Source organism: Trichocoleus sp. DQ-A2 (genome assembly GCF_039961915.1).
GTDB lineage: Bacteria > Cyanobacteriota > Cyanobacteriia > Cyanobacteriales > FACHB-T130 > FACHB-T130.
In genome coordinates this window covers 14580-33451 of sequence record NZ_JAMPKD010000009.1, presented here as the reverse complement: position 1 = coordinate 33451, position 18872 = coordinate 14580, and the positions used below count along the sequence as shown (strand labels likewise).

Annotated in this window: 21 protein-coding genes; 19 read left to right on the top strand and 2 right to left on the bottom strand. The window is 47.8% G+C overall.

Annotation, left to right across the window (positions count from 1 at the left end; all coding sequences use genetic code 11):
• Positions 1-301: 301 nt before the first annotated feature.
• A complete protein-coding gene (locus NC997_RS10670) occupies positions 302-1498 on the top strand; it encodes a class I SAM-dependent methyltransferase (protein ID WP_190524510.1) in 1197 nt (398 codons plus the stop codon).
• Between the two features lie 104 nt (positions 1499-1602).
• Here the strand turns inward: NC997_RS10670 and NC997_RS10665 are convergent, their stop codons facing one another.
• On the bottom strand, positions 1603-2154 hold the full coding sequence (locus NC997_RS10665) for a hypothetical protein (protein WP_190524507.1): 552 nt from the start codon (positions 2152-2154) through the stop codon (positions 1603-1605).
• Positions 2155-2626: 472 nt separating this feature from the next.
• Positions 2627-2959 carry a hypothetical protein gene (locus NC997_RS10660; RefSeq protein WP_190435401.1) on the bottom strand — a complete coding sequence of 111 codons (333 nt, stop codon included), beginning with the start codon at positions 2957-2959 and terminating at the stop codon, positions 2627-2629.
• Between the two features lie 353 nt (positions 2960-3312).
• On the opposite strand from NC997_RS10660, the gene NC997_RS10655 reads away from it, so the two are divergent.
• The 18 genes from NC997_RS10655 (at position 3313) to NC997_RS10570 (ending at position 18775) form a co-directional block, all read left to right on the top strand.
• Positions 3313-5808 (top strand): CHAT domain-containing tetratricopeptide repeat protein, encoded by a 2496-nt coding sequence (locus NC997_RS10655; RefSeq protein WP_190524505.1) that lies wholly within the window; start codon positions 3313-3315, stop codon positions 5806-5808.
• Positions 5809-5957: 149 nt separating this feature from the next.
• Positions 5958-8528, top strand: a complete 2571-nt coding sequence (locus NC997_RS10650) for a tetratricopeptide repeat protein (protein WP_190524503.1) — start codon at positions 5958-5960, stop codon at positions 8526-8528.
• Positions 8529-8816: 288 nt separating this feature from the next.
• Positions 8817-9260 carry an ATP synthase subunit I gene (locus tag NC997_RS10645; RefSeq protein WP_190411201.1) on the top strand — a complete coding sequence of 148 codons (444 nt, stop codon included), beginning with the start codon at positions 8817-8819 and terminating at the stop codon, positions 9258-9260.
• Positions 9261-9313: 53 nt separating this feature from the next.
• The gene (gene atpB / locus NC997_RS10640) at positions 9314-10075 is read left to right on the top strand and encodes a F0F1 ATP synthase subunit A (protein ID WP_190411202.1); all 762 of its coding nucleotides are present in this window, start codon (positions 9314-9316) and stop codon (positions 10073-10075) included.
• 218 nt (positions 10076-10293) lie between these two features.
• The gene (gene atpE, locus NC997_RS10635; protein ID WP_015112744.1) at positions 10294-10539 is read left to right on the top strand and encodes an ATP synthase F0 subunit C; all 246 of its coding nucleotides are present in this window, start codon (positions 10294-10296) and stop codon (positions 10537-10539) included.
• Positions 10540-10713: 174 nt separating this feature from the next.
• A complete protein-coding gene (locus NC997_RS10630) occupies positions 10714-11148 on the top strand; it encodes a F0F1 ATP synthase subunit B' (protein ID WP_190524501.1) in 435 nt (144 codons plus the stop codon).
• Positions 11149-11245: 97 nt separating this feature from the next.
• On the top strand, positions 11246-11815 hold the full coding sequence (locus tag NC997_RS10625; RefSeq protein WP_190524499.1) for a F0F1 ATP synthase subunit B: 570 nt from the start codon (positions 11246-11248) through the stop codon (positions 11813-11815).
• Complete coding sequence (gene atpH / locus NC997_RS10620; RefSeq protein WP_190524497.1) at positions 11815-12372, top strand: ATP synthase F1 subunit delta; 558 nt, start codon at positions 11815-11817, stop codon at positions 12370-12372. The genes NC997_RS10625 and atpH overlap by 1 nt, the downstream gene beginning before the upstream one ends.
• Positions 12373-12591: 219 nt before the next feature.
• Positions 12592-14109, top strand: a complete 1518-nt coding sequence (gene atpA / locus NC997_RS10615) for a F0F1 ATP synthase subunit alpha (RefSeq protein ID WP_190426132.1) — start codon at positions 12592-12594, stop codon at positions 14107-14109.
• A gap of 112 nt (positions 14110-14221) precedes the next feature.
• The gene (locus tag NC997_RS10610) at positions 14222-15172 is read left to right on the top strand and encodes a F0F1 ATP synthase subunit gamma (protein ID WP_190411207.1); all 951 of its coding nucleotides are present in this window, start codon (positions 14222-14224) and stop codon (positions 15170-15172) included.
• Positions 15173-15380: 208 nt separating this feature from the next.
• On the top strand, positions 15381-15551 hold the full coding sequence (locus NC997_RS10605; protein ID WP_190439358.1) for a ssl1498 family light-harvesting-like protein: 171 nt from the start codon (positions 15381-15383) through the stop codon (positions 15549-15551).
• A gap of 55 nt (positions 15552-15606) precedes the next feature.
• Complete coding sequence (locus tag NC997_RS10600) at positions 15607-15777, top strand: ssl1498 family light-harvesting-like protein (RefSeq protein WP_190524494.1); 171 nt, start codon at positions 15607-15609, stop codon at positions 15775-15777.
• Positions 15778-15824: 47 nt separating this feature from the next.
• A complete protein-coding gene (locus NC997_RS10595; protein WP_190411209.1) occupies positions 15825-15995 on the top strand; it encodes a ssl1498 family light-harvesting-like protein in 171 nt (56 codons plus the stop codon).
• Between the two features lie 54 nt (positions 15996-16049).
• A complete protein-coding gene (locus tag NC997_RS10590; RefSeq protein ID WP_190411210.1) occupies positions 16050-16286 on the top strand; it encodes a hypothetical protein in 237 nt (78 codons plus the stop codon).
• 164 nt (positions 16287-16450) lie between these two features.
• Complete coding sequence (locus NC997_RS10585; RefSeq protein WP_190439361.1) at positions 16451-16774, top strand: 2Fe-2S iron-sulfur cluster-binding protein; 324 nt, start codon at positions 16451-16453, stop codon at positions 16772-16774.
• Between the two features lie 117 nt (positions 16775-16891).
• Positions 16892-17080 carry a hypothetical protein gene (locus tag NC997_RS10580; RefSeq protein WP_190439363.1) on the top strand — a complete coding sequence of 63 codons (189 nt, stop codon included), beginning with the start codon at positions 16892-16894 and terminating at the stop codon, positions 17078-17080.
• The gene (locus NC997_RS10575; protein ID WP_190524491.1) at positions 17077-18141 is read left to right on the top strand and encodes a DUF3326 domain-containing protein; all 1065 of its coding nucleotides are present in this window, start codon (positions 17077-17079) and stop codon (positions 18139-18141) included. The genes NC997_RS10580 and NC997_RS10575 overlap by 4 nt, the downstream gene beginning before the upstream one ends.
• 46 nt (positions 18142-18187) lie before the next feature.
• Positions 18188-18775: a CPBP family glutamic-type intramembrane protease gene (locus NC997_RS10570; RefSeq protein WP_190524488.1), complete on the top strand. Its 588-nt coding sequence runs from the start codon at positions 18188-18190 to the stop codon at positions 18773-18775.
• Positions 18776-18872 lie beyond the last annotated feature (97 nt).

The following is an 18872-nucleotide window of genomic DNA, read 5'->3' as shown; positions in this document are numbered from 1 at the left end:
TTTCCCTACGGCTTATGGCTTATCAACTTCATTCTTGCGCCTTCAACATCTCAGCGTTCATCTTTGAGCCTTTATCCTTTAACTGCCTGGGGTTAATCAGCTCAGTTTTTAGATTAAAACTTTTCGGGCTTCTCAGACTGGTTTGTTAAAAAGTATGTAGAACCCTATCTAGGTGTTCACAAGGTCATAATACTAAATGGCGGCAGATTCCCTGAGAAGAGCGATAAGTTTTGTTACTTAAGACGCCGTCTAGCTACAGATGACCTGCCCGGACATCTCTAACTTTACCCTTTAACGTGATATGGAAATCAGGCAGGATATCAGTTCCGCCGTCCAACGACTTTACGATACTTACCCTTTTCCACCAGAACCTCTGCTGGACAGTCCGCCTCCCGGCTACAACTGGCGCTGGAATTGGCTAGCCGCTTATCACTTTTGCACCAATCAAACACCCCAAAAGCAGAATGTCCGCATTTTAGATGCCGGATGTGGCACGGGTGTAGGAACAGAGTACCTGGTTCACCTCAATCCGGCTGCTCAAGTGGTGGGAATTGATTTGAGTTCGGGCGCTTTGGAAGTGGCACGAGAGCGTTGTCGCCGTTCTGGGGCAAATCGCGTCGAGTTTCATCACAAGAGCTTGTATGACGCGCAGGAACTACCGGGTGAGTTTGATTTAATCAACTGTGTTGGGGTTTTGCATCATTTGCCCGATCCGATTCGGGGAATTCAATCCTTGGCGGCGAAGTTAGCGCCGGGAGGCTTGATGCATATTTTCGTTTATGCTGAGCTGGGGCGCTGGGAAATCCAGCTGATGCAAAAAGCGATCGCACTGCTTCAAGGCGAACGGCGAGGCGACTACCGCGATGGCGTTCAGGTGGGGCGTCAAATATTTGCCGCTTTGCCAGAAAATAATCGACTGGTCAAGCGAGAAAAAGAGCGCTGGTCTTTAGAAAATCAGCGGGATGAGTGTTTTGCAGATATGTACGTTCATCCCCAGGAAATCGACTACAACATCGACACTCTTTTTGAACTCATTGATGCTTCGGGTTTGGATTTTGTCGGTTTTTCTAATCCCAAAAACTGGGAATTAGAGCGACTCTTGGGGAAAAATCCAGACTTGCTCGAACGGGCAAAAAAATTAAGCGATCGCGAACGTTATCGTTTAATCGAATTATTAGACCCAGAAGCGGTCACTCACTACGAATTTTTCCTGGCACGTCCTCCCCTATCCAAAGCAGATTGGTCATCGGATGAGGCGCTGTTGGCAGCTATTCCAGCCCGAAACCCCTGCATGGATGGATGGCCTAGCCGCTGTCTGTTTAACTACGATTATCAGATTGTCAATTTGTCAGAGGGAGAGTTTGAATTTTTGCAAGCGTGTGATGTTAACTCAGAAAAACGTCGAAGCGTAAAAGAAATTTTGGCGACTGTTTCGTTGGAGTTGGATCTTGTGCGACCGCTCTTGGAACGACAGCTAATTATGCTGACACCGAGTTAACAAATCGGTAATTGTTAATGGGTAATAGGAAATTCATGACGATTCATTCCCTATTACCTATTCCCATTGCCAATATTTCATATATCAATTCAGCTTGCCTTACATTAGTTACCCTGGTTTGGCTGGGGGTTCCTTGGTTCTGCTTCCCAAATGATCTCTCGTTTTGGCTCTTCGTTGTTGTCGTCTGGACTCTCAGCAGGCGTTGGTTCTGGGATTTCCGCAGGAGTCTCAGCGGGGATTTGATTTTGGGGTTCTTCCGGAGTCTCAGCAGGCGTTGGTTCTGGGATTTCCGCAGGAGTCTCAGCGGGGATTTGATTTTGGGGTTCTTCCGGAGTCTCAGCAGGCGTTGGTTCTGGGATTTCCGCAGGAGTCTCAGCAGGGATTTGATTTTGTGGTTCTTCTGGAATCTCAGCAGGCGTTTCAGAAGGCGCTTCATCTCCTGCTTCAAACTCAATCGTAATAATCGGTTTAGCCTCCTGATAGATAAAGGCTTCCATATCTCCTATAGGATTTCGGGCACTGTTAAGGCTGTCACCATCGTAGGGGGGAGTGCCATTGAAGAATTTTTCAAGCCGATAGGTTTGAGCCACGGCTGGTGAACTGATAAAGGCACTTAATCCAATGATGCAGATTAACCCTTGAGTTTGAGGTTTCATTTAACCAATACCTCCTCAACTACAGCTACCTGTAGTCTATATAACCACCAAAATTAAACGAAGTTTCCAGTTTATATCCTTTAGTGACTTCTGTAAAACTTGAACAAAAAAATTAGTTCAGATAGAACCGGCAACGGGAAAGACGTGATTGTACTCCTTTAAGTATTTTTTCAGCATCAAAGAATATTTTGATATCGTCAAGAACAAGTTTTGCTGGCATTGCTAATAGAGATGATTACCTCTAAAACAATAGGAAATATAGAAGTTGTAAATAATTTGGAAAGACGAAATTCGCGGCTGCTTAGAAAAGTCGTGAATCTAAACCTCTGTGCAACAAACAATTCCCCTAACTTCCTTGATTAAGAGAAAGTTAGGGGAATCGGTTGTGTAAAAAATGCAATTATAAAAATATAAGCCCTCAACCCTTACCTAGAGTAAATAAAAGATGAGGGCGTTATTAGAACTTGCATGACTACCTTAGTGAACCTGGTTGGTAGGGCTGGTTCGTGGGTCTTGCATCTCTTTGTAACTGGCTTTCCGACTGATTAGGATTGTTGTTTTCTGGTTCTGTTAAGTTGCGATTGGTTGCCGGTGTCGCATTCTGAGTTGATTCCCGAACCTCGCTATCATCGTTAGAGGTTTCCCGATTTCCAGTCGGGTTGCGGGGTTCAATAACGTCGTCCCCCGTATATGGGGGGAGACCATTGAAAAAGTCTTGTAACGGTGTGTTTTGAGCTACGGCTGGGGAACTGATGAGGGCAGTTAATCCCAGGATGCCAATCAGCCACTGGGTTTTAAATTTCATTTGACCAATACTTCCTTAACTACGTGTCGTCTCCTAGTATTCAAGTTAAGCAAGTTTGCTTTTTGTAACCTCTAGCTGCCGACGTATCACCTGAGATTAAAACTCAGCCAGATAAAACTAGCAAACGAAGCGATCGCTACTACACCCAGAGCGCTACTGTACCCATTTGATAATTCTTCTGGCGTCACAAACCGATGGCGAGGCGATCGCTCGTTGATACTCCTGTTTCTAGAGTCTTCTCTCGTGTCCTCTGCGGCTCGTTTTTTGACGAATCCAATAGGAGTGCTATAGACGCCCTATTTCCGTGTGGGCTAAGACAGTAGATGTCGCTGCACACTTCTCGAAAAATTGCTATGCGCTCTCAAATCGGACTCCGCGCCTTCATCACCTTCCTGGCTACTATTCTGAGTGTCGATTTGGGATTTCCAACTGTAGATTGGCAATTCATCCAAAATCTAAAATCTTCTAGCGCTATCCAAAATTCTCAGGCGTTGGCTCAAACCCCAGCCGAGCGAGAAGCCGAAGCCGATCGGTTGCTAGAGCAAGGGATTGAGCAGCAAAAGAAGGGTCAATTTAGAGCTGCCTTACAGTCTGGACAAGAAGCATTGAAGATTTACCGAGAAATCGCCGATAGGAAGGGAGAGGGGGCGGTTCTTAACAATTTGGGAGAAGCTTATCGATCGTTGGGTGAGTATACACGAGCGATTGAGTTCTACCAACAAAGTTTAGCTGTGGATCGTTCCCTCGGCAATCGCAAAGGAGAGTCATACGTTTTAAATAATTTGGGCATTGTTCATCATCATTTGGGCGATTATGCCAAAGCAATTGATTACTTTGAGCAACGTTTAACGATCGCGCGAGAAATCCGCGATCGCTCCGGAGAACAAGGCGCTCTGGGAAATATAGGGATTGTCTTCTATTCCCTAGGAAATTATGTCAAAGCGATTGATTTCCATCGACAGAGTTTAGCGATCGCGCGAGAACTTGGCGATCGCTCTGGGGAAGGTGCATCTCTAAATAATTTGGGCATCGCTTACGATTCTCTAGGCGACTATCCACGAGCCATTGAGTACTATCAACAGCGTTTACCGCTGGCGCGAGAGTTAGGTGAGCGTCACGCAGAGGGGCAAGTTCTGGGGAATCTAGGCGTTGCTTACATGGATTTGAGGGATTATCCCAAAGCAATTGAGTATCTGCAACAGCGAATCGCGATCGCGCGGGAAATTGGCGATCGCTTAGGGGAAGCAACAGCACTGGGAAATTTAGGCAATGCTTACACTTCCTTGGGCGACTATGCCAAGGCAATTGATTATCAGCAGCAGCGGATCGCGATCGCGCGGCAAATTGGCGACATTGAAGGCGAAGGAACGGCGCTAAACAATTTGGGAGTGGCGCTTCGCCGAGCGGGCAAGCTTACAGAAGCTGAAAAAACCCTAAGCGCAGGAATTCAAATTTGGGAATCGCTTCGGCAAAAATTGGGGAATAACGATACTTACAAGGTGTCAGTTTTTGAACAGCAAGCCAAAACTTACCGTCTGCTGCAACAAGTCCTCATCGCCCAAAATAAGATAAATGAAGCGTTGGAAATTGCCGAACGGGGTCGAGCGCGGGCATTTGTAGAGTTATTGATGACGCGCGTCGCTTCACCCAATGCTCTAACAACCATTACTCCCCCTAACATTCAGAAAATTCAACAAATCGCCAAAGAACAAAACGCCACACTGGTTGAGTATTCAATTATCGTCGATAGTGTAGAAGGAAAAAATCGAGAACAAATCGAAGAATCAGAACTGTATATTTGGGTTGTCAAGCCCACAGGTGAAGTGAGTTTTCGCTCCTCTAACCTTAAATCTCTGTGGCAGCAACAGAATACAGACCTGGCAAAGCTTGTTGTCAATAGTCGAGCATCGATTGGTGTCAGAGGGCGCGGGTTGAGTGTTGTTAGCAAAGTAGATGAAACAAGCCAAGCCAAACAATTACAACAACTTCATCAGCTACTGATTCAACCAATTACCGATCTGTTGCCAAAAGAGGCAAATGCTCGTGTCGTTTTTATTCCTCAAACATCTTTATTTTTGGTTCCCTTTGCCGCTCTGCAAGACAGTTCTGGCAAATACTTAATTGAACAACACACCATCCTGACTGCACCCTCGATTCAGGTACTGGATTTAACCCGTCAGCAAAAACAACGTGTAGAGACGCGAAGTTTAGCCTCTCGACAAAACCCGAATGCGCTAGTCGTTGGCAATCCCAATATGCCCAGTGTTTCTGTTAAGCGGGGAGAATCGCCTCAAAAATTGTCAACCCTCCCTGGTGCAGAACGGGAAGCTTTAGCGATCGCTACTCTACTTAATACCAAAGCTCTCATTGGCAACTCTGCCAATGAATCTGCGGTTGTCCAGCAAATGTCTAAAGCAAAAATGATTCATCTTGCGACTCACGGGTTGCTGGATGATTTTCAGCGTAGCGGAGTACCGGGAGCGATCGCGCTGGCTCCTTCTGGTCAAGATGACGGGTTGCTCACCGCCAGCGAAATCCTCAATCTCAAGCTCAATGCCGAGTTAGTTGTCTTGAGTGCTTGCGACACTGGGCAAGGTATACTCACCGGCGATGGTGTGATTGGACTGTCTCGCTCTTTAATTACTGCGGGTGTTCCCAGTGTTATCGTCACTTTGTGGGCAATCCCGGATAATTCTTCTGCCTTGTTGATGAGTGAATTTTATCGAAATTTGCAACAAAACCCGGATAAAGCGCAAGCTTTGCGAAGGGCGATGCTGACGACGATGAAACAATATCCTGACCAACCCAGTGCTTGGGCTGCATACACGTTGATTGGGGAAGCTGAATAACCCGAAAACAATCAGATAGCCTCTGTTGCTGCTGCGATCGCATTCTTGATTCTGGCGATGATGCTCTCGCATCAACCGATAACTAGACGCGCCTAATTGTCGTAGGTTAAAACAGCGATCGCATCCTTGCACCTTCTCCCCTAATAACTGTGCGTTTCCAAATCAGACTCCTCAGCGCGATCGCTCTTTTGACATCTGCTGCAACGCCGTTCCCGCCTAATTTTCCAGCGCTATTTCCCACAACACAGGCGTTAGCGCAAACCCCAGATGCTCGGAAAGCCGAAGCAGACCAACTACTTGTGCAAGGTATTCAGCAGGCTCAGACCAGTCAATTTGAGGCGGCATTACAGTCTTGGCAACAAGCACTCAGTCTCTATCGGGAAATTAAAAACCGTTTGGGGGAGGGACAATCCCTAGGCAATTTGGGAAATGCTTACCGTTACCTAGGAGATTACGCCAAAGCGATTGATTACCACCAGCAGAGTTTAGCGATCATGCGGGAAATTAAAGACCGTTTGGGGGAGGGGAAATCCCTAGGCAATTTGGGAAATGCTTACGATTCTTTGGGAGATTACGCTAAGGCGATTGAGTACCACCAGCAGTATTTAGCCATCACGCGAGAAATTAAAGACCGTTTGGGGGAGGGAGGTGCGCTGGGCAATCTGGGAGTTACCTACAAAAATCTAGGAGATTACGCCAAGGCGATTGATTACTACCAGCAGAGTTTGGCAATTAAGCGGGAAATCAAAGACCGTTTGGGGGAGGGGGCATCCTTAGCCAATTTGGGAAATGCTTACTTTTATCTGGGAGATTACGCCAAAGCGATTGATTACCAGCAGCAGCATTTAGCCATCGCACGGGAAATTAAAAACCGTTTGGGGGAGGGGGCATCTCTAGGCAGTCTAGGAAATGCTTACTCTTCCCTAGGAGATTACGCCAAAGCGATTGATTACCAGCAGCAGCATTTAGCTATTGCGCGGGAAATTAAACACCGTTTGGGGGAGGGAAGTGCGCTGGGTAATTTGGGACTGGCTTACAATTCTTTAGGAGAATACGCCAAGGCAATTGATTACCACCAGCAGCATTTAGCCATCGCACGAGAAATCAAAGACCGCCAAGGCGAGGGGCAATCCCTAGACAATCTGGGAATTGCCTACAAAAACCTAGGAGAATACGCCAAGGCGATTGATTACCACCAGCAGCGTTTAGCCATTGCACGGGAAATTAAAGATCGTTTGGGTGAGGGGCAATCTCTAGCCAATCTGGGACTGGCTTTTCAGGAATCTGGCAATCTCTCTCAAGCCGAAAAAACCCTCCGCGCTGGAATTGAGGTATACAAATCTCTACGGGAACGATTGGGTGGCAATGATGCCTACAAAGTGTCAATTTTTGAGCAGCAAGCTCGCACCTATCGTCTGCTGCAACAAGTCCTGATTGCCCAAAATCAACCCACAGAGGCTCTAGAAGTTGCGGAAAGCGGTCGTGCCAGGGCATTTGTGGAGCTACTGGCGACACGCTTCTCATCCCCTTCCTCTACTCAGGCGAATATCTCTACCAATCCACCCAACACCCAGCAAATTCAACAAATCGCCAAACAACAAAATGCCACCCTGGTTGAATATTCGATTATTTATGACGAGTTCAAAATTCAAGGTAAACAAGAAGCTCGCGAATCAGAACTCTATATTTGGGTAATCCCACCCTCAGGCAAAGTAGCTTTTCGTCGTGTTGACCTTAAACCCCTGTGGCAGCAGCAAAATACAAGCCTTGAAAAACTTGTTATCAACAGCCGCGAATCGATGGGTGTCAGAGGTCGCGGCTTGAGCATCATCACTAGATTGGATGAAACTACCCAAACTAATCGATTACAGCAACTCCATCAACTACTAATTAAACCCATTGCCGACTTCCTGCCTGCTGACCCCAATGCCCGCGTTATCTTTATTCCTCAAGAATCCCTGTTCTTGGTTCCCTTTGCTGCCCTCCAAGATACCAGCAATAAATACCTCATCGAACAACACACTATCCTCACGGCTCCCTCAATTCAGGTACTGGCATTAACCCGTCAGCAACGACAACGGCTTCCAGTATCAGTTAAGGATGTCCTAGTGGTTGGCAATCCCACGATGCCCAGCCTTGCCCCCAAAATTGGGGAAAAGCCTCAACCGCTTTCGCCCCTACCAGGTGCCGAGAAGGAAGCGATGGAGATTGCTCGTCTCCTAAACACAGAAGCCCTCACTGGGAAACAAGCTACTGAAGCCGCAGTTGTTCAGAAGCTACCCATAGCCAAGATGATTCATCTGGCGACTCACGGCTTGCTGGATGATTTTCAGCGTAGCGGAGTACCGGGAGCGATCGCCCTGGCTCCTTCTGGTCAAGAGGACGGGTTGCTCACCGCCAGCGAAATCCTCAATCTCAAGCTCAATGCCGAGTTAGTTGTCTTGAGTGCTTGCGACACTGGGCGAGGTAAGCTGACTGGCGATGGCGTGATTGGATTGTCTCGCTCTTTAATTACTGCGGGTGTCCCCAGTGTCATCGTCACTTTGTGGGCGATACCCGATAATCCTTCTGCCTTGTTGATGACCGAATTTTATCAAAATCTGCAACAAAACTCCGATAAAGCACAAGCTTTGCGAAGCGCGATGCTGACGACAATGAAACAATATCCCAACCAACCCAGCGCTTGGGCTGCATACACGTTGATTGGGGAAGCTGAGTAAAAAGCTAGGGAAAATCGCCGCAAGCTGCTACAACAAGGGGCGGGGCGATACCCACGCTGATGCCTAAAATGCTTTTTCAATAAGAACCCATGAGCATGAATGCGAAAAATGCTTCTTGGATGAGAACTCATGAGCATGAATGCGATCGCTACCAGAGAGAACCTTTTAATTTGCTGACATCGGCTTAATTCTTTTTTAAGTAATGTTACCTCTGCATGGTATATTCAAAATGTTTGGTTCTGACCTGTAGTAGTCAGACCAAATAGCACAAGCTGAAACACATCAGTTGTGAACTTGTCAAACGAATCTCAAACAACCACGCCGACCACCGAGGAGTTACCACAAACTGGTTCGCCTGTATCAGAACCAGATGGCTCCATGCAAGAGTACTACCAACTTCAACAAGAGTTGTTGCTGACTACACTTGCTTTGAGCGGGATTATTTTTATCTCCGTCTGGATTTTTTACTCTCTCAACATTGCCCTGAATTACTTGATAGGGGCGTGCACATGTGTGGTTTACTTGAGGATGTTGGCTAAAGACGTTGAGCGACTTGGCGCAGAGAAACAGCGTCTGAGTAAGACTCGGTTTGCTCTGTTTATTGGGTTGATTATAATCGCAACCCAAGTGAATAAGCTACAGATTCTGCCCGTTTTTTTGGGATTTCTGACTTATAAAGCCTCCCTCATCGTCTATATGCTTCGGACTTTGTTTCCCCCGGACGCTCGATAGGTTGGACAGTGTTAGAATTCTCCACTCTTTAATCCCTGGAGAACCCTCATTGAATGGAAATGCTAAGTATTCTTTCCGCCTTTAATTCATTCCCTCTCGCCAAACTAGAAGTTGGTCATCACCTTTATTGGCAAGTGGGAAATCTTAAGATTCACGGGCAAGTTTTTCTAACTTCCTGGGTTGTTATTGGTATTCTTCTGCTTGCCTCGTTAGCTGCAACTCGGAATATTCAGAGAATTCCTAAAGGTATCCAAAACTTCATGGAATATGCTCTAGAATTCATTCGAGATCTGGCTAGAAACCAGCTTGGCGAGAAAGAATACCGTCCGTGGGTGCCATTTATTGGCACGCTGTTTCTGTTTATCTTTGTCTCAAACTGGTCTGGCGCATTAGTTCCCTGGAAGCTAATTCACCTTCCAGAAGGAGAACTAGCAGCTCCCACTAATGACATCAATACCACAGTGGCACTGGCATTGCTAACTTCTTTAGCGTATTTTTACGCAGGTTTTAGCAAGCGGGGTTTAGGGTACTTTAAAAAGTATATTGAGCCGACACCGATCCTATTACCCATTGCCATTTTAGAAGATTTCACAAAGCCCCTTTCCCTCAGCTTCCGTTTATTTGGCAACATTCTGGCGGATGAACTGGTAGTAGCAGTATTAGTGCTACTGGTTCCCCTGTTTATTCCTCTGCCAGTTATGGCGTTGGGGCTATTTACCAGTGCCATTCAAGCTTTAGTGTTTGCCACCTTAGCAGCTGCATACATTCATGAAGCGATGGAGGGGCATGGTGATGAAGGGCATGAGGAGCATTGACCTTTTTTAGAGTAAGGAAGAAGGATATAAAATGAATAAAATCATCCCTCCTTCTCCATATCGCCTTCGGGATGCCCTCAGTTGATAGAATTTGAGATTTGAGATTTAAGATTAAAAATCTTGACTCAAAACTCAACACTTGTAAGGGCACGGCAGTGCCGTGTCTCTACTCGAAACTCTCTGTTGTTTGTTCTGTACTTCAAGGTAAGGAAATAATCATGGATCCATTGGTTTCTGCTGCTTCAGTTCTGGCTGCTGCTCTCGCAATTGGTTTAGCTGCAATTGGCCCTGGTATCGGTCAAGGAAATGCTGCTGGTCAAGCAGTCGAAGGTATTGCTCGTCAGCCAGAAGCAGAAGGTAAAATTCGCGGCACATTGCTGTTAACCCTGGCTTTCATGGAATCCCTTACCATTTATGGTCTGGTGATTGCCCTAGTGCTGTTGTTTGCTAACCCCTTCGCTTAACATTTTTTGTTTTAGTGGAGACGTGGTAAAGCACGTCTCTACTAAAACAAAGTTTTTAGTTTCCAGTCCTGTTGATGTAAGTTGAACCCCTTGCCTAGAGGGTATAGAGAATATGACAAGTGAGATAATTTTGCTTGCCATTAAAACTGCTGTTCAAGCATAAAGAGGGAAGAAATGTTTGATTTCGACGCTACCTTGCCCTTGATGGCAGTGCAGTTTCTGCTATTGGCAGCGGTATTAAATGTGGTTTTCTATAAGCCACTGACTAAAGTGCTAGACGAGCGCGACGATTACATCAGATCGAATGAAATGGGTGCGCGGGAACGCTTGGCAAAAGCTGAGCAGTTAGCAAAGCAATACGAGCAACAGCTAGCGGATACCCGCAGGCAGTCTCAAGCGCTGATTGCAAATGCTCAAGCCGATGCCCAGAAAATAGGCGCTCAACAAGTAGCTGAGGCACAGCAGGAAGCTGTTGCAAAACGAGAACAGGCGTCTTTAGAGATTGGGCAGCAAAAGCAAGAAGCTTTGCAATCTCTAGAAACCCAGGTGGACGAACTGAGTCGCCAAATTCTGGAAAAAATATTGGGACAGCAGCTGGTCAATAGATAGAGAGCTTGAAGGAAAAGCTGTCATTAGTCATTAGTCATTAGTCATTAGACCAAAGCCAATGACTGATGACGAATGACCAACTTCATACTTCAATGGGATGGGTATCATGGGGACTTTTTTCTTATTAGCCGAGGTGGCTCACTCAGCTGGCGCTGAATTAGCAGAGGCAGAGGGGCATCATGGTTTCGGTTTAAATCCGGACATTTTTGAAGCCAATCTAATTAACCTGGCAATTCTTATTGGTGTACTGTTTTACTTTGGACGTAACTTATTAGGCAATATCCTAAGCGAGCGTCGTTCAAGGATTGAAACGGCGATTAGAGAAGCAGAGCAACGCCAGAAAGAGGCAGCATCTGCACTCTCTGATGCCCAACAGAAATTAACTCAGGCTCAAGCGGAGGCAGAACGAATCCGCAAAGATGCTGAAGAAAGTGCTAAGGCAGCGAGAGAATCCATTTTGGCGAAAGCAGCGAAGGATGTCGAACGCTTGCAAAAAACAGCGGTTGAGGATTTGAACACTGAAAGGGAGCGAGCGATCGCTGAACTCAGAGCGCAAGTTTCTGCAATGGCGTTGCAGCGCGTTGAATCGCAACTCAAAAGCCAATTGGATGATGCTGCTCAACAACAATTAATTGACAGCAGCATCGCTAGTGTAGGAGGTCGCTGATGAAAGGTAGTATGGTTAGCGGTGAAATCGTAGAGCCGTATGCAGAGGCATTAATGTCCTTGGCTCAGTCGCAGAACCAGACAGAGCGGTTTGGCGAAGATGTACGCTCTTTGTTGGGAGTCCTAGAAAGTTCTGAGGATCTACAGCATTTTCTGGGCAATCCAGTTGTAAGCGCTGAAAATAAAAAAGCGGTATTGCAGCAAATTGCTGGCGATGGACTTCACCCCTACATCCTCAACTTTTTGATGTTGCTGGTAGAGAGGCGACGTATCCTCTTTCTAGAGGGAATTTGCAAACAGTTCCAGGCACTTCTGCGGAAGCTGAATCAGACTGTTCTAGCAGAAGTTATCTCAGCGGTAGAACTGTCGGAGTCTCAGCAGCAAGCCATCGGTGAAAAAGTAAAAGCGATTAGCGGTGCCCAGGAAGTAGAACTCGATACCAAACTCGATCCAGATTTAATCGGTGGTGTCATCATCAAAGTGGGGTCTCAGGTATTGGATGCCAGTTTGCGAGGACAACTGCGCCGTATTGGCATACGCCTGAACAGTGCCGCCTAAAGTTGAAAGTTGAGAGTTGGAAAGGTAAGCAGTTTGTCGGTGGAAACTTTTCAGATGTTTGCAAGTTAAGCAAGTGAAATTTGCAAATCTTAACTTCTAATGTTCAACCTACCACCGCCAAAATAGAGAGCTTCAACCTTTAAGCTACCCTTCGAGAAGGGATTCTTCTTAAAACCTTCAACCTTTAACACAAACCCTTTCCTCCTTTAACAAGTAACCATGATCAGCATCAGACCTGACGAAATTAGCAGCATTATTCGGCAGCAAATTGAACAATACGACCGAGACGTTAGTGTTTCTAACGTGGGTACCGTATTGCAAGTAGGTGACGGGATTGCCCGGATTTATGGCCTAGACAAGGTTATGTCCGGGGAACTGGTGGAATTTGAAGACGGTAGCGTTGGCATCGCCCTGAACTTAGAAGAAGACAACGTGGGCGTGGTGCTAATGAGCGATGGTCGCAACATCCAGGAAGGTAGCTCTGTGAGCGCCACCGGCAAGATTGCTCAGGTGCCAGTGGGCGAAGCCTTGATTGGTCGTGTTGTGGATGCTCTCGCTCGTCCGATTGATGGAAAGGGAGACCTTAACACCACAGAAACCCGCCTCATTGAATCAGGCGCACCGGGAATTATTGCTCGGCGCTCGGTTTACGAACCGATGCAAACCGGCATTACCGCTATTGACGCGATGATTCCGATTGGTCGGGGTCAGCGGGAGCTAATCATTGGTGACAGACAAACCGGAAAAACTTCGATCGCGGTTGACACCATCCTCAACCAGAAAGAAGAAGACGTGATTTGCGTCTACGTCGCTATCGGTCAAAAAGCTTCTACCGTCGCCCAAGTGGTGAACGTGCTTCAGGAACGAGGCGCAATGGACTACACCATTGTGGTAGCAGCAAACGCTAACGACCCAGCAACCCTGCAATATCTAGCTCCCTACACGGGCGCTAGCTTGGCAGAATACTTCATGTACAAGGGCAAGGCGACACTGATCATCTATGATGACCTCTCCAAGCAAGCCCAAGCTTATCGCCAGATGTCCCTGCTGCTGCGTCGTCCGCCCGGACGGGAAGCTTATCCTGGGGATGTGTTCTATCTCCACTCCCGTTTGCTGGAGCGTGCGGCAAAGCTGAGTACAGAACTGGGTGAAGGCAGCATGACCGCGCTGCCAATTATCGAAACCCAAGCTGGGGACGTTTCCGCTTACATTCCCACCAACGTGATTTCGATTACCGATGGTCAGATTTTCTTGACCTCCGACCTATTCAACTCTGGCTTGCGTCCCGCAGTGAACCCTGGTATTTCCGTGTCACGGGTGGGTTCAGCGGCTCAAACCAAGGCGATGAAAAAAGTGGCTGGTAAGCTAAAGCTGGAGTTGGCTCAGTTTGACGACCTGCAAGCTTTTGCTCAGTTTGCCTCGGATTTGGATAAGGCAACCCAAGACCAGTTGGCGCGGGGTCAGCGCTTGCGGGAACTTCTGAAGCAGCCGCAATACTCGCCGCTATCAGTGGCTGAGCAAGTGGCAGTTGTGTATGCAGGTTTGAATGGCTATTTGGATGATATTCCTGTAGAAAAGGTGGCTCCTTTTGCGCGATCGCTGCGGGAGTACCTGAAAACCAGCAAGCCGAAGTACATGGAAATCCTCCGCAAAGAGAAGCAGCTGACGGAAGATGCAGAAGGCATCCTCAAGGAAGCGATCGGTGAAGCGAAGAAGACCTTCATGGCGATGGCGTAACTTGTCCAAAGCGAATAGCTAAGCGCGAATAGCTAATTGTAAAAAGTAGCGCTTCGCAATTAGCTATTCGTAATTAGCCACTCGCAAAGGACAACTGACACCGGACAAAACTATGGCAAATCTAAAATTTATTCGCGATCGCATTCAGTCGGTCAAAAACACCAAAAAAATCACCGAGGCAATGCGCCTCGTTGCCGCCGCCAAAGTGCGCCGCGCCCAACAACAGGTGACTGCCACTCGCCCCTTTGCCGACCGCCTCGCTCAGGTTCTCTACGGTCTGCAAAACCGTCTGCGGTTTGAAGAAGCAAATCTGCCTCTGTTGAGAAACCGGGAGGTTCGGTCTGTAGGAATTTTGGTTATTACAGGCGATCGCGGTCTCTGCGGTGCCTACAACACCAACGTCATCCGTCGCGCTGAAAACCGCGCCAAGGAACTACAAGCTGAAGGTCGGGACTATAAATTTGTGCTGGTAGGGCGCAAAGCTATCCAATACTTCCAGCGTCGCGACCAGCCGATTGACGCTACTTATACTGGCTTAGAGCAAATTCCTACAGCAGCAGAAGCATCCAGAATCGCTGACGAACTGCTTTCCTTGTTCTTGTCCGAGAATGTAGACCGGATTGAATTGGTTTACACCAAGTTTGTCTCCTTGATCAGCTCTCGCCCAGTGGTGCAAACCTTGCTGCCGCTGACAACCCAAGGACTAGAAGCAAGAGATGATGAAATCTTCCGCCTCACAACTCGCGGTGGCGGTTTTGAGGTAACGCGGGAGAAAGTCTCTACCCAAGTTCGAGAGTTTCCACGGGACATGATCTTCGAACAAGATCCAGTGCAGATTCTCGATGCCCTCCTGCCGTTGTATCTGAATAACCAGTTACTGCGGGCTTTGCAAGAGTCGGCAGCGAGCGAACTAGCAGCACGGATGACGGCGATGAACAACGCCAGCGACAACGCTAAGGAGCTGATTGGTTCTCTTACCCTGAAGTACAACAAAGCGCGTCAGGCGGCAATCACCCAGGAAATTCTGGAAGTTGTCGGCGGTGCCGAAGCGTTACAAGGCTAGATTTAGCTTTTCAATTTAATTTACACAGAGCGTCTGAGATTCTCAGACGCTTTTTTTGTTGCATGCACTCGCATCGTCGAAAAGGACACACTTAAGCAGCGCCTATCACTGCTCAAAGCAAAGCTTATAACAAAAAGTCTCTAGATTGTTGCAATTTGTTTACATACTGTTACAATAGTTAACATAGAGAAACAAAGGAAAGACAACCATGAGATACACCACCGACGAAAGAGGCATCCTCAACAACTATGCAGCCGAGCCTGCGGTGTACTTTGCCGAGTCCCCTTCACCAGAGCAGCAGCGTCGCTACGCTTTTCAAGGCGCGATCGCTATTTTGTTTGTCACCCTGCTGGTTCTGACTGCCTTAGGTGTCAGCTAAGTTATTCGAGATTTCCAGACTTACAGATAAATACAACCAACCAGGACAAACAACCATGAAATACACCACCGACGAAAGAGGCATCCTCAACAACTATGCAGCCGAGCCTGCGGTGTACTTTGCCGAGTCCCCTTCACCAGAGCAGCAGCGTCGCTACGCTTTTCAAGGCGCGATCGCTACTTTGTTTGTCACCCTGCTGGTTCTGACTGCATTGGGTGTCAGCTAAGTTATTCAAGATTTACAGAGCGATACAACCAACCAGGACAAACAACCATGAAATACACCACCGACGAAAGAGGCATCCTCAACAACTATGCAGCTGAGCCTGCGGTGTACTTTGCCGAGTCCCCTTCACCAGAGCAGCAGCGTCGCTACGCTTTTCAAGGCGCGATCGCTACTTTGTTTGTCACCCTGCTGGTTCTGACTGCATTGAGTGTCAGCTAAACCTGAAGAAAGAGAAGTTTCAGACACTTATTTCCAATACTTAGGAGTTCGGTTATGAAGACTGACTTTGACTTTGATGCCCGCTATCAGTTTGCGCCGACTGTCTTTAACACTGATTTCAACAACTTTGCGCCCATCACTGCTAATCAAGCTTGGTCGTTGTTCTTTACCGCTGGTCGTAACGATGCGGCGCTGGGAGATAATCCTGAAGTAGGGCGACTCTTCAACAACATCTTGAGTGCTGTTGTCTTCACAGTGATTGTTGGAGCCTTTACTTTCTACTCGTTTTAAGACAAAGACAACGTGAAAATTTCCTTAGCCCCAGCTTCTCCAAAGCTGGGGTTTCTCATTTCTAGGCATTATGGTTTGACCGGGGTGAGTAGCTAATTGATTCATGAAACAATAGAGAAAGTTTAGTTTCCGTAGGGAAGCATTCCCTCTAGCCATTGCTGCTCATGTCCAAGACACATAAAGTTGAAATTTACGATCAAGGGAATACTCAGACCCTTGAAGTGCCAGAGGATAAAACGATCCTTCAGGTTGCCTATGCTGCTGGGTTAGACTTACCCAGCTCTTGCAATGCGGGAGTTTGTACTACCTGTGCGGCTAAGGTTCTAGAAGGCAAGGTAGAACAGGGGGATGGCATGGGCGTCAGTCCAGAGCTTCAGGCACAAGGCTATGTACTACTCTGCGTCGCTTATCCCCGCTCCGATTTGAAAATTGAGAGTGGGAAAGAAGACGAACTGTACGAGCTACAATTCGGGCAGTTCCAGAAGTAGGGCTACTCAGACTCGACAAGTAATTTCGCGGCTTTTCAAACAAAGCCTGCGGTCATTTAGCCTTAATTAAGCACAGGGCAAACTGGTATTTCAATATTCCGTACTAGAACCACTAAGATGACGACACACTTTATTACCGCAGAAATTGACCTTCAGGAATCGCCAGTGCAGTTACACTCTGCTATTGAGGCAGAATTGGAAAAACGGGGAGAACCCTTGCGCTGGGCGATCGCTTCTGTAGATGTCGAACAGCAGAAAGCCCACGTTGAGGCAATCGTCACAGTCGCATCCGACTCAGCTCAGTGAATCGGCGTCCTTACACGGTTGTCTTAATTGTCCCGACTGGGGTTGGGGCAGCAGTTGGGGGATATGCGGGGGATGCGCTGCCAGTGGCAAGAGCGATCGCGCAAATCTCCGACATCCTGATTACCCACCCCAATGTCCTCAACGGTGCCCAGTTGTACTGGAATTTGCCCAACGCTTTCTATGTGGAAGGCTACGGACTTGACAAATTTGCGGCTGGGTGCTGGGGACTGCGACCCGTGCATCAGAACCGGGTCGGTTTAATCCTCGACCAAGGAATTGAACCCGAACTGCGGTTGCGGCATCTCCAGGCAGCGGATGCCACGAGAGCCACGCTGGGATTGAATCTCACAGATTATGTGGTGACAGACGCCCCGCTTGGGGTGGAACTGCGGACAGCGGCATCGGGAGCTAGTTGGGGGACGATTGGAAATCCTGATAGTTTATTACGGGCAGCAGAGGTACTGATTACTAAGGCGAGGGCAGAAGCGATCGCAGTCGTTGCCCGTTTCCCCGATGACATCGAAACCGAGGCGCTGGAAAGTTACCGACACGGGCAGGGAGTTGACCCCCTCGCCGGTGCTGAAGCTGTAATTAGTCACCTGATCGTGCGAACCTTTCAAATCCCCTGTGCCCACGCCCCAGCTTTGTTACCCCTGCCCCTCGATCCGCACCTGTCTCCCCGCTCAGCTGCCGAGGAATTGGGCTATACTTTTTTACCCTGCGTTCTAGTGGGTCTGAGTCGCGCCCCCCAGTTTATTAGAAAACCCCACAGTGGTACGACCTTACCTGGAGATGTGTGGGCAGATCGAGTCGATGCCGTCGTCGTACCCGCAACTGCTTGTGGCGGCAGTGCAATCCTGAGTTTAAGCCAAACGCGATCGCAGATTATTGCCGTCGAAGAAAATAAAACTCAGATGCAAGTTCCTCCAGAACAAGTGGGAATTAAAGCATTGCGGGTAAACTCATATTTAGAAGCACTCGGTGTTTTGGTGGCCCATCGAGCTGGCATTAGTCCAGGTGCCATTAGTCCAACCCTGTCTTCGCTAGTCAGAATTCAGTAAGGCGGACAATCCTCTACTTTTACCCTTCATCCTTCATCTTTCCGAAGTGGCAAAACAGCTTCCTACCGATCCGGAAATCGAATCCCTGACGCGCACCCAAATTTTAATTGCGATGGGGGTGACAGCGGTTGTATTGCTCGTCATCGCCAAGCTGTCCCTGCATTTCGGCTCGTTTTCCGTTATGCCCGTGCGCCCGACCCTAGAAGCATCACTTTTGGGCGTCGGAATTGGGCTAGGAATTACGGGTGCCAGTAGCGTCATCTATCGCCTATGGCCTGGTTATCAGCGCAGCGCCGACTACTACCTAGAATTAGTGCTAAAACCCTTATTTTGGCCTGATTTGATCTGGTTAGGACTCTTGCCCGGTTTAAGCGAAGAATTACTGTTTCGGGGTGTAATGCTGCCAGCAGTGGGATTAAATTGGGTTGGGCTAGTAGGATCGAGTTTTTGCTTTGGCATCCTACATCTGAGTGGCCCTCAACAATGGCCTTATGCAGCGTGGGCAACTACTGTCGGATTGCTACTCGGTTATAGCGCCTTGGAGACGGGTAATTTGCTAGTGCCAATTGTGGCTCACATTACGACGAATTTAATTTCCAGCTGCCTTTGGAAGCTGGATACCAAAAAGGCATAAATTTTAAGAATCGGGAATAGAACGTTGTGAAATGTCAGTGGTTCAGATTCCCGACTTCTTAGAGAAGTCGGGAATCGCGCCTTAACGAATCGTTTAG